The organism is Streptomyces sp. NPDC043427 (assembly GCF_056436655.1).
Genome location: NZ_JBWKCC010000004.1, coordinates 399013 through 412709, shown reverse-complemented (window position 1 = coordinate 412709; position 13697 = coordinate 399013). Strand labels below are relative to the sequence as shown.

The following is a 13697-nucleotide window of genomic DNA, read 5'->3' as shown; positions in this document are numbered from 1 at the left end:
TGGTGACGGCGCGCCGCTGTCGCCAGTAGGGCGGCACCCATGACATGTTCCCGGCAGAGGGCTGACATTTGTCACTTTTCTCCGGCCCGAACCCGCCCAAGCCTTGGAGAGATACCAACGGGACGGCGGAGCGGGGAGTGTCCGTGACAGCGACGGAGCGGGTGACAGGGGTTGTGACCACCAGGCCAACCAGGGTTGGCGTCGTGCGCATCTGGGCCGGTTCGCTGTTAGCGGTCTCGACGCGGCAGCGGCCGACGTCGAAGTTGCGGCACTCCGCAGTGTTGCGGCAACTGGTGCTGCCACTGGTCGTCTTGGAGATCGTGATGGCCTTCCTGCTGTCCTCCATGCTGCCACCTGCCGTTCGGCCAGCGCACGCGGCGTTCGAGGCGCTGCTGGTACTGGCTGGGCTTGGCCTGGTGGCCGCAGTACTCCGGCACCCACACGAGGTAGACGCGGAACGGGTGGTTCTGCGGACCGGATTCCTTGGGGATGTGACGTTGCCCCGCTCGTCGGTCCGCTCGGCGTCTTCGGTCATCCGAACTGTCCCGGGCAGGGGTCCGCGGCCCGTGCCGGGCGAACCGGGGGCGGTCGCCTGCTCGGTGAGCAGTTCGCTGAACGCGGCCCTGCATCTGGACCCGCCGGTCCGTCTCGACCTGGGTGTGGCTGGATCGGTGGACGCGGTGACTGTGTACGTTTCGGTCGACTACTTGCCTGCCTTCTCGGCAGCCCTCCGAACGACCTCGTTCCGCTAGAGCTGAGTGCTAGCAGCACCCTCCCAGGACCGCAGCACGACCGGTGGCAGCGTCACCGGGATTCACGTCGAGCTACGGACCAGAAGCCCCGTGCCCCAGCCGTGCCCCAGCCGTGCCCGATCGAGCGGGGAACACCGGGGAACGACGGGCACTCACGGACAGCACGCAGCACGATGGTCCCTGACCGTTCTACCTGGTCAGTGGCTTTCAACCTGCGTGGTGGGTGTGGGATTTGAACCCACGGGACTCGCCACGACGGTTTTCAAGATCGCTATATCCTGGCTTGGTCGTTGAGACTCCGTCAGCCGGCTGGGCTTTTGGGGTCAGTTGCAGCAGTCGCACCCGGGGCGGCACCCACAGGAATCTGCCTCGCCGCTCTCCTGGGGCGCAGTCGCGGGCGGGGCCGCGCAACAGCCCTTGCCCTGCCAGGCGTCGCGGCCTTCTTTGACGGCGATGCCGGCGATGACGAGCGCGGCGACGGGGTCGGCCCAGGACCAGCCGAGGGTGGCGTTGAGGACCAGGCCGACCAGCAACACGGCGGAAAGGTACGTGCACAAGAGCGTCTGTTTGGAATCGGCGACGGCGCTTGCCGAACCGAGCTCGCGGCCCGCGCGGCGCTGAGCGGCCGACAGGAAGGGCATGACGGCGAGCGAGAGGGCGGCGATGACGATGCCGGGGACGGATCGTTCAGCCTCGCCGGTGCCTGTCAGCGCACGTACCGCGTCGACTGCGACGTACAGGGCGAGTGCGAAGAAGGAGACGGCGATGATGCGGAGGGTGGTCTTCTCGCGGGCCTCTCGTGCTGCGTGGTCGGCCGCCGAGAACTGCCAGGCGACCGCAGCGGCAGAAGAGACCTCGATGACGGAGTCCAGGCCGAAGCCGATCAGGGCGGTGGACGAGGCGAGGGTGCCGGCGGTGATGGCCACCACGGCCTCGATGACGTTGTAGGTGATGGTCGCGGCGACCAGCAGCCGTATCCGCCGGGCGAGTGCGTCGCGGCGGGCCGGGGAAGGTCCGAGCGATATCGATATCCCGGCGGTCATCAGCAGCAGTCCTTCTCGTCCGCGTCGGGACAGGTGCGGTCGGCCTCGACTGCAACCACGGCGGTGCGCAGGTTGTCGAGTGCGTGGCCGAGGCGTTCGTCGGCCAGTTCGTAGCGGGTGCGGCGACCGTCGGGCACGGTCACAACCAGGCCGCAGTCCCGGAGGCACGCGAGGTGATTCGACAGTCGAGTGCGGGAGACGGCGAGGGCATCGGCGAGTTCGGCGGGGTAGGCAGGGGCATCACGCAAGGCCAGCAGGATGCGGCAGCGGATCGGGTCGGCGAGCGCACGGCCGAAGCGCGCCAGCACCTCAATGTCGGAGGCAACAGTCAGCACCCCTCGACAGTACAGCGAATCCTGAATTCAGGAAAACGTGGATAGTTGTTCAGTGGGCACACTCTCGGCCGAGTGGTGGGCAAACGGCTGCTGGGAAGCGGGCTGACATCAGTCCTGACATCAACGCCAGCGGACCCAGGCAGACAGTGACGGGCTCCTACGACTGTCGTCACTGGCCGGTGACCCTGCTCACCTGCGGCACCTCAGCAAGGGGCAACCAGGGTGACTGGCGGGCGGGTTAGTGCCTCCTGGCACGGCCAAGAAAGCCGCAGGCCAACGGCACGACGTCCCAGCCTCCCTCTAAAGCGGTGATTGCTCGACCCACCGCTGCAGGCGGGCGCAGGCCACCAGTGCGCTGCCGTCTTCGGTGAAGTAGAACAGGAAGGTCCATTTCTGATCGGCAGAATCGATCATCCCTCCGCGCACCGGCCGGCCATGCTCGCGGAGGAGCTGCACCATTCGTTCCAGCCCAAGAGGTTCTACACCGTGCAGCCGCATGCGCCGAAGACGGATTGCAAAGACCCCGGCATGCCGCTCTGCGGGATGTGCCGTATCCCACACGCTGTAGGTGGCGCCGCTGCGGAGGGCAGCCAGAGCAGCCGCGGACACCTCGTCGTCACCGGCCAACAGCTGCTCCAGCACATGCCGTTCCATGGTCACCCCCACCGGGATCCTGCGATACAGCAGCCAGGCACCGCAACCCCGGCAATCGCCCACGCCCGGTAGCGCCCCTCCGGGGGCCTGGTAGCGGCCGGAATGGCCCTCGCTGGCCGATCCGGCTAGAGCTACGGATCAAAAGGCTTCTGACATCCAGGGCTGACATCAACGACGCCGGACGGGGGCGTACACCAGCGACTCTGTCCGGCCGTCGCACCAGTCGCCGACCGCATCCGGAGCGGGCACGGATCGAACTCCTCAAGCGGGTGTCGCAGGTTCGAATCCTGCCGGGGGCCAACGTATTACGCCGCTTACCCGGGTTTTCTCCCCAGGGAGGCCCTCTGTTCGGCCTCGGACTCCTCGTCCGGGGCAGTGCGCAGTCCGGAGCCTCCACCGGACCCGGAGCGGTTCACTCGCACTCGGGCTACTTCACAGGACACGCCAAAAGCAATCACCGTATGGCCAACTCCCAGCGGATAAGGCCCCGTTACGCTCACAGCTTGACATGAAGACAGAGACGGCGTGGTCGGTGAAACGGCCCCCCTCGATGACCGGGGTGCGACGCCGCCACCTCGGGGAATACGGGGGAATCGGGATGAAGCGTCCGACCGCGCGCCTGCGAGGCATGATCCTCGCCATCGTCGCGTGCGTTCTCGCCGGTCTGCTGGGAGTGACCGCGGCGGCGGGCACGGCGTACGCCGCCCCGGCCAATCCGAATCCGATCAACTGGACGGTGGAGAAGCTCTTCTACGACCAGTACGGCAACGACATCCCGCTTCGCACCGGTCAGGACGACTACACGAGCCCGACCGGTCAGGTGATCGACGGGTTCGGCCGGGTTCACATCCAGCAGCACGGGGTGGTCCCGCCCACACAGGACATCCAGGCCACCATCGCGAACCCGGCGAACTGCGTCGCCGGCGCCGACGCCCGCATCCGGTGCACGAACGGGGAGACGAACCTCTTCGTGGTCTACAGCCCCCTGGCCGACCCCCGGTCCGGCGACAGCTACCCGTTCGGCATCATCACCGCCTACTACATCCTGCCGTGTATCGCGCCCGCGCCCGCCACCGACGTACATCCGGACTGTGTCCCGTCGGTTCCCGCGCTGCCCACGACGCTGACGTACACCGGACCCACTCGCGGCACCAACGGCAGCCCCCTGGCCCTGTCCGCCTCGCTCGTCGACGACCTGGGCATCCCGGTCCAGCGCAAGACCCTGCACTTCCGCGTCGGCACGGGCGACGCCGCCCAGTCCTGCGACGGAACCACGGACGCGGCGGGCACCGCCCGCTGCACCATCGGCGAACTGCGCCAGCCCTCCGGGGCTGTGGCCGTCACGGTGACATTCGCGGGTGACGACGGGTTCAAGCCCTCCTCGGACACCTCGTCCCTGACGCCCGCGTCGCCGACGACGGTGAAGTACACCGGACCCACGCAGGCCGTCAACGGCCGTCCACTGGCGCTGTCCGCCGCCCTGAACGACTACGCGGGCAGTCCCGTGTCGGACCGGACCCTGCACTTCCGCGTCGGCACGGGCGACGCCGCCCAGTCCTGCGACGGAACCACGGACGCAGCGGGCACCGCCCGCTGCACCATCGGCGAACTGCGCCAGCCGCCCACGTCCATAGCGGTCACGGTGACGTTCACGGGCGACGCCGGATACGAGGCGTCCTCTGACTCCGCCACGGTGGCCGTCAAGTCCCCCACGACGCTGAAGTACACCGGGCCCACCCGCCTCGCCAACGGCGCCGGTGTCACGCTGTCGGGCGTGCTGAAGGACTATCTCGGCGCGCCGGTCGCGGACCGGTCCGTGCGCTTCGTCCTCGGCGAGGACGCCACAGTCCAGTCCTGCGAGGGCACCACGGACGCGGCGGGCACCGCCCGGTGCACCATCGGCCGGGCCGACCAGCCGCTGAACGACGCGGCGACCGTGCCGCTGCGGGCGGCCTTCGCCGGGGACACCAACTACCTCGCGTCGAGTGCGTCCGCGACGCTGCTCCTGGAGTACTACACCGGCCGGGCGTACGGCCTGTCTGCCCAGGTCGACCTGCCCCTGTTGCCTCCGGTCGCCCTGCCCGCGCAGCCCGACACCGGCCAGGTCCGAACGGCGTCCGCCACCACCACGGCGCCGCCGTGCACCGCTGCCGTCCGGGCCGCCGTCCTCACCGCCGAGGGGCTGTGCCCGTCGGTCACCACCATGCTCGCGCCGGGCACCTCGAACGCCAGGACCGAAGTGACCACGGCCACCATCAGCCTTCCGGGCCTCCCCGTGATCGGCGTCTCAGGGCTGACGGCCACGGCGTCCAGCACCTGCGAGCGGGCGACCGGCAGCAGCCGCCTCTCCCTGACGATCGGCGGTACGGCGGTCACCGTGCCGACCGCCCCGAACAGCGAGATCAGCCTCCCCGGCGGCAGCCGGCTCGTCATCAACGAGCAGCAGCCGGTCGCCGGCGCGTCCGAAGGGATCAAGGTCAACGCCGTGCACCTGATCGTCGTCGGCGACCTCGGCGACGTCGTTCTTGGCTCGGTCGACAGCGCGGTCCACAACTGCGCCACGTGACGATATCCGCGTGCAGATCTCAGAAGGTGTCGGAGGATGTCACCCGTGGACGTGAGCGAGACCCGGGACGAGTACGTCGAGCGCTTCCGCGCACTCGTACGCGAAGGGCTTGACGAACTCTTCGTTCCGGGTCGGATCCCGGGCTTGGTGGGCGGGCGCCTGGAGCACTTCGCCATCGTGGACAGGGAACTTTCCGTCCTCGCGGAGACCCGCTTCTCCTTCCGTGGCCACCGCTTCCACTACGAGCGACAGATCTGGCCGCCCGACTTCCCGCTGGAGATCAAGACCGCCCTCTACATCGAACACCTGAGGGAACGGGTGCTCACCGGCCGCTACCAGGCAGGAGCTGACCCAGAGGCCGACATCAAGATCTAGATCCAATGCCGTGTACACGGCTGCGTGCACGGTCTTCCCGGACAGCTTCGGGTCGATGTTCTCGACGGGTGTGCCGGAGTGGTTCAAAGCGGCTGTGGGGAAGGTCAGTTCGGGAACAAGGCGCTCGACGGACGGCAGCGCGTTCAGCGCCTTGACGACTTCCCCGGAGCGGGGCACGAACGGCTGGCCGCCGACGACCACGGCTGTACCGGCTCAACGCTTGGTGAGGGAGATCCCCCGCTCGCCCGACTCCAGTAGCACGGCGCATGCGGTCGTCATGGTCAGGGCGAGCACGAGAACGACGAAACTGGCGGCCCAGCTCGCCCTGCGGCCGGAGACGGGCCGCCATGCGAGTCGAATCAGGGATTCAGCCGCGCACCGTGCTCGATGTATCCGATGTATCCGATGTATCCGATGTACCCGGCTCGTCGTCCTTGGTGTTGTCCCCCTCGGTGTCGTCCCCGGTGTCTCCCTCGGCGTCCTCCCCGGCGTCGTCCTGGGGCTCGGGAAAGATCAGCTTGACGATGAGATGGATCGCTCCGAGAGTCGCCATCATGAGGCCGAAGTACAGCCAGTGCATGGCGCCGTCCCAGTCACGGGGAGGGCCGTAGAACATGTACAACGCAAGACCGATGTCGGCCGCCAGGGCGACCCAGCCCACGGCACGACGTAAACCTGAACTCATACGGCCATGATCACCTGACTTTTTCCGGTCCACAAGCTCAAGAGCCGCAAGTGGCAAACTCGTTGACGCTTGCCAACGCTTCACCGTCCAAATGGAAGAGCAGCCATTCCAGCCAGTCGGCCGTGACCCCGAGCAGCTGCGCCCAGCCGTACATGGCGCTGAGGTACGTGGCGTACCGGGTCAGCCAGTGGCGCGTGCCGGCCGCCTCGCGGCTGGACCATCCGACTACCTGGCCGGGCTCCACGTCGCGGGCATCCTTCTCTGGTCCGCTCGGTGATCCAGACGAAACCGCTCAGTAGCTGTCGTAGCTGGGCTTACCGTTCGGCCGGTAGACGCCGACGATGGTGCCGCCCTTCGTTGTCGAGACGCTGACCGGCTCCAGCGCAGTGGGGATCGCTCCGTCAGCGAACAGCCGCTTGCCGGTGCCGATGATCACCGGATGGATGGTCAGCCGGTACTCGTCGACGAGGCCGTGCTGCATGAGGGTCTGGGCGAGGTCGCCGCTGCCGACGACGTTGATCTTGCCGCCGTCGGTCGCCTTCAGCTTGCGTACGGCATCGACGACGTCGCCCTCCAGCAGCGTGGAGTTCTGCCACTCGACGGACGTCAGGGTCCGAGACGCCACGTACTTGTGCATGCTGTTCATCCGGTTGGTGAACGGGTTGTCGGGATCGGCCGTCGGCCAGTACGACGCGAAGATCTCGTACGTCTTGCGGCCGAGCAGCATCGCGTCGGAACGCTCGTACCAACCGGCGATGGCCGTGCCGACCTCGTCGTCGGCCACCGGTTTCTGCCAGCCGCCGTGCTCGAAGCCGCTCTCAGCGTCCTCGTCCGGACCGCCGGGCGCCTGCATGACGCCGTCCAGCGTCAGGAACGTGCAAACGATGATTTCGCGCATGGTGCGCTCCCTTCGTCGACAGGTAGACCGCACAACCGCCGGAAACTCATCGGCGGAACTTCCCCGGCGCAGCACCATGGCCCTCGTGGATCAGCCCGGCTGTGAGGTGCGGTACCTCTTGGCCGACCCGAGCGATGCTCGTCGCTATCACCTGCAGCTGCCATGCCCCGGGATACACTGCTCCGCTCCACCCTGACTGGAGGCCACCTGAGTGTTCCCCGCACGGGTACTTGCCGTTGCTCCGTTGGCTCTGGCGATTTTCGCCCTATCCGGCTGCTCTTCCCCCTGGGGATGCACCGACACGACTGCGGAGCGCGGTGAGGCCGGTGTCAGGGTGCAGGTCGAGGGCACGTCTGGGCGGCCTCTCGGCGTCACCGCCGAGGTCGTTGACTGGCGCCTTGAGCCCCACCCGCAGGTGCCCTCCGAAGGTGACCAGGTCCACTTCCACTACCGCTTCGACGGCGCCGACGAGAGCTCCGGCCCTGCAGTGGACGCCTGCGCGGTCGACAAGAAGCGCGTGGCGTTGGGGTGTCAAACGGTCTATTCGTCCCAGGCGTTCGGGCCGGACGGTGACCTCACGGGCGACGAGTGGCTCGCCGTCGAGCACCCTGAGCAGGTTGCCGGAGTGCTATTGGTCCCCAATGACCAGTCCTACAACGGACGAACCTGCGAGCAGGACATCAAGGACGGTGGCGGGCCGCATCCTCCAGAACCAGCCGGCATGGGGGACCAACTGTAGGCCGTCATTCAGTTGGTGGGCAGGCGGTGGCATATGAGGGTCGCGGCGATGGCGGTGAAGGCGAGGAAGTGTTCCGGCTTGCGCTTGTAGCGGCGGTGGAGGCGTCGGCAGCCGGACAGCCAGGACATGGTCCGTTCCACAACCCGTCGGTGCCGCCCAGTCGTTGGGATGACTCGATGCCCTTGCGGGCGAGGCGGTGCCGGATGCCGCGGGAGGACAGCCAGCGCCGCAGGTGCTGGTAGTCGTAACCCTTGTCTCCGTGCAGTTTGCCGGGCCTGCGGCGTCGCGGGCCGCGGCGTGAGCGGATGGGCGGGATGCCGCGGACCAGCGGGATCAGGGCCTGGCTGTCATGCAGGTTCGCGGCGGAGATACCGATGGAGTATCCGAGCTGCGCCGCGCGAAGTACGCCGACGGCTCCCCCAGGCACTCACCGAGCTTTCCGGCCTCGCTCACGGGACAGTGCGCCTGCCGTTGCACCATGGCTGGTCCGGGCTGAGGGAGTTCGGAGCACAGCAACCACCGCAACCGACCACCAACGGCTTCAGACGACCACCCGACCAGCGTCCTGGACCGTAACGACCTTGCAGCCGAGAGTTCGGGACGAAGAGGAGTCGTGCTAGGTGTGTATCGGCATGGACCGTCCTAGCCGTCCTGGCGGAGTGTGTTTGCCGTTGACGCGAGCGGCAACGCGAAGTCCATGAATGAATCGAACAGCGGCACGAATCAAAATTCCGCATCCAAGCGAAGTGCATCTGCCAAGGCCCAGCGGGCTACGGCGAAGGCGACTGCTCCCGCATCGCAGGCGGCAGACAAGGCAGCCGAAAAGTCCCATAACGTGGCGTCAGCAGCTGGGGACGCGGCCGAGCGTGCGGCCGGGACGGGCAGCGCTGTAGTGCACAGCGCTGCCGAGCGTGTCCAAGCCGGCCGCCAGGCCGTCATCGCCGCCTCGGGACAGGCCGTGGCCTCCGCCAAGACGGCATGGACGGTGATCGCCCATCGAAAGCTCCTCGCTGCCGGTGTGGGTGCGGGCTTGTCTGCGTTGGGCGCCACGTCATACCTGGCGGGTCGCCGTGCGGGGCACCGCACGCACGGTCCGATTACCCGTCTGACCGGCGGGCGGATCTGAAACGAGAGGCGAGCCCCCGTCACTCACAGCGGGGCCGCCGAGCGAAGGGCCGACCAAGCTCCGGGCCATCTGCTCGTCGCGTGCCACAACCGTGCAAGATGCAGGGGTCAGTTGCGGTCAATGAGGGTGACTGGCGGGCGTCTTCCCACCTGTGAGTTCGGCCGGTGAAGCCGCGGGTCGCCGGCCTGACGCCCCAGCCTCTCCCCTAAAGCGGGTGTCGCAGGTTCGAATCCTGCCGGAGGCACCAGGCAAAAGGCCCCGGACCGATCATGGTCCGGGGCCTTTGACAACCACGCGGGCGGTCACCACCCTCGACCAGGCCGCTTCTTCCGCAGGAGCCGATCCATGTGGCTCATGGGGTAGGTTCACAGACTGCCTGACGCGCCGGAAGCCTACGGGCCCATGATCACTCGCGGCCAGAAAACAGCTCCCGGCCAAAGTCGATACGCCGACCTAGGCCGTGTATCGAAAGTGGATCTTGGGCTGTGAATGATCACGGTTCATGGGGCGGGGAGATCTCACGGACGAGCAGTGGACGGTGCTGGAGCCGCTGTTGCCGAAGGGTGCGAAGGCGGGCCGGCCGCCCGTCTGGCCTCGTCGGCGGCTCATCGACGGCATACGGTTCCGGGTTCGGACCGGTGTCCCGTGGCGGGACATCCCGGTCGAGTACGGGCCGTGGGGCCGGGTCTACGACCTGTTCCGCCGGTGGCAGCGGGACGGCACCTGGCACCGGATCCTCACCCGGCTCCAGTCCCTGGCCGATGCGGAGGGTGCGATCACGTGGGATCTGAGCGTCGACTCCACGGTCTGTCGCGCCCATCAGCATGCGGCCGGGGCTCGCAAGCAGGGCGATCTGCAGAAGGAACCGCCAGGTGGCGTGTTCACCGAGCCTCGTGATCACGGGCTGGGACGCTCGCGCGGCGGATTCACCACCAAGCTGCACCTGGCCGTCGAACAGGGGCAGAAGCCCATGTCGATCGTGGTGACCGCCGGGCAGCGCGCCGACTCGCCACAGTTCGAACCGGTGCTGGAGAAGGTCCGCGTGCCCCGCCTCGGGCCGGGCCGGCCACGCGTCCGTCCCAATCGGGTGCGGGCGGACAAGGCGTACGCCTCCCGCAAGAACCGTGCCTACCTGCGCCGCCGAGGGATCCACTGCACCATCCCGGACAAGGCCGACCAGGCGCGTAACCGCCAGAAGCTCGGCTCGCGCGGCGGCCGGCCTCCGCGTTTCGACCCGGTCGACTACCGCCAGCGTCATGCGGTCGAGTGCGGGATCAACCGCCTCAAGAGGCACCGTGCCGTGGCAACCCGGTACGACAAACTCGCCGTCCGCTACGAGGCGACTGTGCTGGTTGCAGCCATCGACGAATGGCTGTGACCGGCACGTGATCACGCATCAAGCCCACACCGCTTTGACCACGGCGTGGCCTGCCGAAGCCGCCTGCCCGTAGAACTCTTGCAGGTCCCGGTGATGTTCGAGGTGCTCCTGCCTGGTCCAGCCGAGGGCAGTGAACCTGGCATCGACAACGTTCCACAGATCGTCGAAAGAGACAATCGTAAGGAAACGCGCGGCCTGTGATACTCCAGACGGCTCCAGGAGCATCAGCGGTGGATTGGAGGGGTCCGCATCAGTGCTGTGGGGCACGGGGCGGCCGCCGTAGATCGGCAGTGTCCAAGGCTCGTCGGCGTCTGTGCAGAGGGCATCGGCCGCGGCATAGAGGTCGTTGACAGCGTTCCAGCTCTTGTTGATCGAGTGGGCAATGCCTGCTGCGTACTCGGCTTCGTCGTTTTCCCAAGCCTCAGACATGAACGCAGCGAGCCAGGTGTGGTCGTCCCGAATCTCGGACTCCGCCACGGCACGAAAGTGCAGGTAGATGCTCACGACGATGAATCCCTCAGCTCGACGACCCACCCGTCGGGTCGAACGGACAGAATCTACTTGAGGGCACTGACAGCCATGTGTCGTCGAGATCGACTCGCGCCATCTGGCAGGACTTTCGGTACACGGCCTAGTCGGACACCGTGTCGGACGTGCCTTTCTCGGTCTCGGGAAAGATCAACCGGGCGGCAAGTACGATCACTCCCAGGGATGCCAACGCCAGACCATGACGTAGCCACGTCATGCCGCCCTCCCAGTCTTTGGGAGAGCCGAAGACCAGCCAGGCCGCGAGAGTGATGCCGACCAGCACGCTTGCTATGCCGGCTGTGCGCCGTAATCCAAGACTCATGCGCTCATGATCTCCTGTTGTCTGCAGTATCAACTCTGAAAAAGCGACGAGTGCAGTGCCCATCCGTTCCCGCGAGCGCGGCGGACCAGCGACGGCCAGTCGTGAAGTCAGGGCCGTCCGAGGTCGGCCGATACCGACCACCAACGACAGAAGCCCACGGCATCCGACCTGGTCAGAGCCATAGGCTTCTTCTGTTCCGCTGGTCAGCGGGAGGGCTGATCAGTAGACCGCTACTGGTCGCAGTTGCCTGCGCTCGCCAAGCCCATGGAGACTCCACCCACCTGTCAGGGCAGCGTGGCCACCGTCTCATTCATTCGTGTCGTCTGGTTCGCGCGGCCAGACAGCGATGGCGATCAGCACGGCTGCCCACACCGCCAGCGGCGTGACCGGCCAGTAGTACGTAAGCTCTCCCTCCCGCACACAACGCGCGCCCCAGATCCCGGACATGATCAATGCGCCGCCGAGCCAGTAGCGCCATTCGGCCAGCCACTCCCTGAGATCTTTACGGTCCTGCTCCGCGCGGGTGGGTGCTGGTTCAGGCAAGTCAGCTACCACGAAGCCAAGTTCATCGGCCGTGCGCGCCTGCAGAGCGCGTTCCGAACGGGCCTCATGCTCGTACGGATCGATTCGCCCCTCGGCCAACGCCGCTGCCAGCACAACGAGCACTTCGTCACGATCCCGGTCCGAGACCCGCACAGCAGGCACAGCATGCTTACGTCGATCGTCCACCACTGTCCCCTTTCGGCAACGCTTAGCACCCAACCCGATGACGCTTTAGAATACGACTGTATCTTATAGATGGGAGCCTGACCGATGCCCAAGACGGTTGACAGGGAGGAACAACGCCGGCAGATCGGTGCAGCCTTGCTCCAGCTGGTCTCCGAACGCGGCCTTGACGAGGTCAGCGTTCGCACCGTGGCCGCGGCCGCCGGCCGCTCCCCCGGCGCCGTTCAGAAGTACTTCCGCACCAAGGACGAAATGCTCACCTTCGCCGCCGAGCTGGCCGGTGAGCGCATCGAGCGCCGAATGGCCGACGTGAACACCGCACTGCCGCTGCGCCAGGCGCTGCGCGAACTGATCCTGACCACGCTCCCCGTGGACGCCGAGCGACGCGCCGAAGCCACCATCCAACTCGCCTTCGCCGTCCACGCAGCACATCACCCACGCCTTGCCGCGATCCGGCGGCAGGTCGACGAGGACATCCGTCAGGCACTGGCCGCCTGGCTGGAGTCGGCCGGGCACAACGCCCACGCGGCGGCCGTCGCCGATGCCGTGATCGCACTGTCCGACGGCCTTGCATTGCGCATGCTGTACACCCCGCAGGAGCACGAGCGCCTGCTCACAGTCCTGGACCAGGCCTTGGACACCCTGATCCCGGACCGTGGGCCAGACATCCGCCTCTGCGAGTAGTTCGGGGCGGCCAGGTCGTGCCAGATGCGTGCCAGATGCGTGCGGGGAACCACGGGGAACATCGGTCGTCGTCCCCTTGGGCAGCCTTAGTCAGCAATGAGCCGCAGGTCACGTCCGGCGTCCATGCCGCCGTTTCTGCCCCCAGAAGACCAGCCCCTGGCAGCCTGACATCTACGGAGTTCGCAGCGCCTGGGCCGCCATCGCTGGACCATCGAACGCACCATGGCCGGGCTCGCCCGGCCGCCGCCGCCTCCACCGACGCTACGAACGCAAGGCTGACCGCTTCCTCGCCTTCACCAGCATCGCCTTCAGCAGCATCACCTGCACCCTCATCTGCCACCGCAGCCTCGCCACATGAGATGGCATCCAACCACCCCCGGACAGTGCCTAGTTGCGCGCGGGAAGGCGTACGGGGGCGGTGTTGCTCACCTGCCGGAAAATGACCGAGGTGCGGAAGCCGGTGATTTCACCGCGCTTGCTGAGCCGGTCGGTGAGGAAGACGTGCAGGTGGTCCAGCTCCTGAACGGCGACGTGCAGGTGGTCCAGCTCCTGAATGGCGACGTGAAGGAGGAAGTCGTCGCCCCCGGAGAGCACGAAGACGTGGAGGACTTCCGGCAGCCCACTGGCGAAGACCTTGAAGGCGTCGATGACGGCGCGACTGAGTGGCGTACCTGAACCGACACGAGCGCCTGAACGCTGCGGTTGAGGGCCGCGGGTTCGATGTCGGTGTGGTACCCGCGGATGACACCACGGCGGTGGAGCGCCCGAACCCGCTCCAGGCAGGTCGAGGGGGCAATGCCGAGTTGCCGGGCGAGTTCGCGGTTGGACTGCCGTGCATCTGTCTGGAGAAGCCGGACGATCTCCGAATCTCATCCATGGCCGGTTA

At 67.1% G+C, this 13697-nt stretch carries 17 protein-coding genes and 3 pseudogenes; 8 read left to right on the top strand and 12 right to left on the bottom strand.

Annotated elements, in window-relative coordinates; genetic code table 11:
- Nucleotides 1-203: 203 nt before the first annotated feature.
- On the top strand, nucleotides 204-752 hold the full coding sequence (locus AC067M_RS11650) for a hypothetical protein (protein ID WP_478696802.1): 549 nt from the start codon (nucleotides 204-206) through the stop codon (nucleotides 750-752).
- A gap of 323 nt (nucleotides 753-1075) precedes the next feature.
- Here AC067M_RS11650 and AC067M_RS11645 read toward each other — a convergent pair whose 3' ends face one another.
- The 3 genes from AC067M_RS11645 to AC067M_RS11635 form a co-directional block, all read right to left on the bottom strand.
- The gene (locus AC067M_RS11645; RefSeq protein ID WP_478696801.1) at nucleotides 1076-1795 is read right to left on the bottom strand and encodes a cation diffusion facilitator family transporter; all 720 of its coding nucleotides are present in this window, start codon (nucleotides 1793-1795) and stop codon (nucleotides 1076-1078) included.
- Complete coding sequence (locus tag AC067M_RS11640; RefSeq protein WP_478696800.1) at nucleotides 1795-2130, bottom strand: ArsR/SmtB family transcription factor; 336 nt, start codon at nucleotides 2128-2130, stop codon at nucleotides 1795-1797. Before AC067M_RS11640 ends, AC067M_RS11645 begins: the two co-directional genes overlap by 1 nt.
- A 300-nt stretch (nucleotides 2131-2430) precedes the next feature.
- On the bottom strand, nucleotides 2431-2784 hold the full coding sequence (locus AC067M_RS11635; protein WP_478696885.1) for a hypothetical protein: 354 nt from the start codon (nucleotides 2782-2784) through the stop codon (nucleotides 2431-2433).
- 598 nt (nucleotides 2785-3382) lie between these two features.
- Between AC067M_RS11635 and AC067M_RS11630 the strand changes: the two genes are divergently transcribed.
- Nucleotides 3383-5350: a choice-of-anchor P family protein gene (locus tag AC067M_RS11630; RefSeq protein WP_478696799.1), complete on the top strand. Its 1968-nt coding sequence runs from the start codon at nucleotides 3383-3385 to the stop codon at nucleotides 5348-5350.
- A 36-nt stretch (nucleotides 5351-5386) separates the two neighbouring features.
- Nucleotides 5387-5725, top strand: coding sequence for a hypothetical protein (locus tag AC067M_RS11625; RefSeq protein ID WP_478696798.1), 339 nt, complete (start codon nucleotides 5387-5389; stop codon nucleotides 5723-5725).
- 367 nt (nucleotides 5726-6092) lie between these two features.
- On the opposite strand, the gene AC067M_RS11620 is transcribed toward AC067M_RS11625, so the two are convergent.
- Genes AC067M_RS11620 through AC067M_RS11610 form a run of 3 tightly spaced genes read right to left on the bottom strand, consistent with a single transcriptional unit; the run spans nucleotide 6093 to nucleotide 7308 of the window.
- A complete protein-coding gene (locus tag AC067M_RS11620; protein WP_478696797.1) occupies nucleotides 6093-6410 on the bottom strand; it encodes a hypothetical protein in 318 nt (105 codons plus the stop codon).
- Between the two features lie 37 nt (nucleotides 6411-6447).
- Nucleotides 6448-6654, bottom strand: coding sequence for a hypothetical protein (locus AC067M_RS11615; protein WP_478696796.1), 207 nt, complete (start codon nucleotides 6652-6654; stop codon nucleotides 6448-6450).
- A 48-nt stretch (nucleotides 6655-6702) separates the two neighbouring features.
- Nucleotides 6703-7308, bottom strand: a complete 606-nt coding sequence (locus tag AC067M_RS11610) for a dihydrofolate reductase family protein (protein ID WP_478696795.1) — start codon at nucleotides 7306-7308, stop codon at nucleotides 6703-6705.
- Between the two features lie 211 nt (nucleotides 7309-7519).
- On the opposite strand from AC067M_RS11610, the gene AC067M_RS11605 reads away from it, so the two are divergent.
- A complete protein-coding gene (locus AC067M_RS11605; RefSeq protein WP_478696794.1) occupies nucleotides 7520-8047 on the top strand; it encodes a hypothetical protein in 528 nt (175 codons plus the stop codon).
- An 8-nt stretch (nucleotides 8048-8055) separates the two neighbouring features.
- On the opposite strand, the pseudogene AC067M_RS11600 reads toward AC067M_RS11605, so the two are convergent.
- Nucleotides 8056-8435, bottom strand: a pseudogene (locus tag AC067M_RS11600) (transposase); the annotation flags it as partial.
- Between the two features lie 273 nt (nucleotides 8436-8708).
- Here AC067M_RS11600 and AC067M_RS11595 point away from each other — a divergent pair.
- Nucleotides 8709-9173: a hypothetical protein gene (locus AC067M_RS11595; RefSeq protein WP_478696793.1), complete on the top strand. Its 465-nt coding sequence runs from the start codon at nucleotides 8709-8711 to the stop codon at nucleotides 9171-9173.
- A gap of 502 nt (nucleotides 9174-9675) precedes the next feature.
- Nucleotides 9676-10551 carry an IS5 family transposase gene (locus tag AC067M_RS11590; RefSeq protein ID WP_478696792.1) on the top strand — a complete coding sequence of 292 codons (876 nt, stop codon included), beginning with the start codon at nucleotides 9676-9678 and terminating at the stop codon, nucleotides 10549-10551.
- 18 nt (nucleotides 10552-10569) lie between these two features.
- On the opposite strand, the gene AC067M_RS11585 is transcribed toward AC067M_RS11590, so the two are convergent.
- The 3 genes from AC067M_RS11585 to AC067M_RS11575 form a co-directional block, all read right to left on the bottom strand.
- Complete coding sequence (locus AC067M_RS11585) at nucleotides 10570-11055, bottom strand: DUF1877 family protein (protein WP_478696791.1); 486 nt, start codon at nucleotides 11053-11055, stop codon at nucleotides 10570-10572.
- A 127-nt stretch (nucleotides 11056-11182) separates the two neighbouring features.
- A complete protein-coding gene (locus tag AC067M_RS11580; RefSeq protein ID WP_478696790.1) occupies nucleotides 11183-11464 on the bottom strand; it encodes a hypothetical protein in 282 nt (93 codons plus the stop codon).
- Nucleotides 11465-11707: 243 nt separating this feature from the next.
- Complete coding sequence (locus AC067M_RS11575) at nucleotides 11708-12130, bottom strand: DUF1707 SHOCT-like domain-containing protein (protein WP_478696789.1); 423 nt, start codon at nucleotides 12128-12130, stop codon at nucleotides 11708-11710.
- 84 nt (nucleotides 12131-12214) lie between these two features.
- Here AC067M_RS11575 and AC067M_RS11570 point away from each other — a divergent pair, with 84 nt between their 5' ends.
- Nucleotides 12215-12811: a TetR/AcrR family transcriptional regulator gene (locus AC067M_RS11570; protein ID WP_478696788.1), complete on the top strand. Its 597-nt coding sequence runs from the start codon at nucleotides 12215-12217 to the stop codon at nucleotides 12809-12811.
- A gap of 171 nt (nucleotides 12812-12982) precedes the next feature.
- Nucleotides 12983-13169: pseudogene (locus tag AC067M_RS11565) on the top strand (IS5/IS1182 family transposase); the annotation flags it as partial.
- Nucleotides 13170-13198: 29 nt separating this feature from the next.
- Here the strand turns inward: AC067M_RS11565 and AC067M_RS11560 are convergent.
- Entirely contained in the window at nucleotides 13199-13405 is a 207-nt protein-coding gene (locus AC067M_RS11560) for a hypothetical protein (protein WP_478696787.1), read from the bottom strand.
- Between the two features lie 203 nt (nucleotides 13406-13608).
- Nucleotides 13609-13671: pseudogene (locus AC067M_RS11555) on the bottom strand (AsnC family transcriptional regulator); the annotation flags it as partial.
- Nucleotides 13672-13697: the final 26 nt, after the last annotated feature.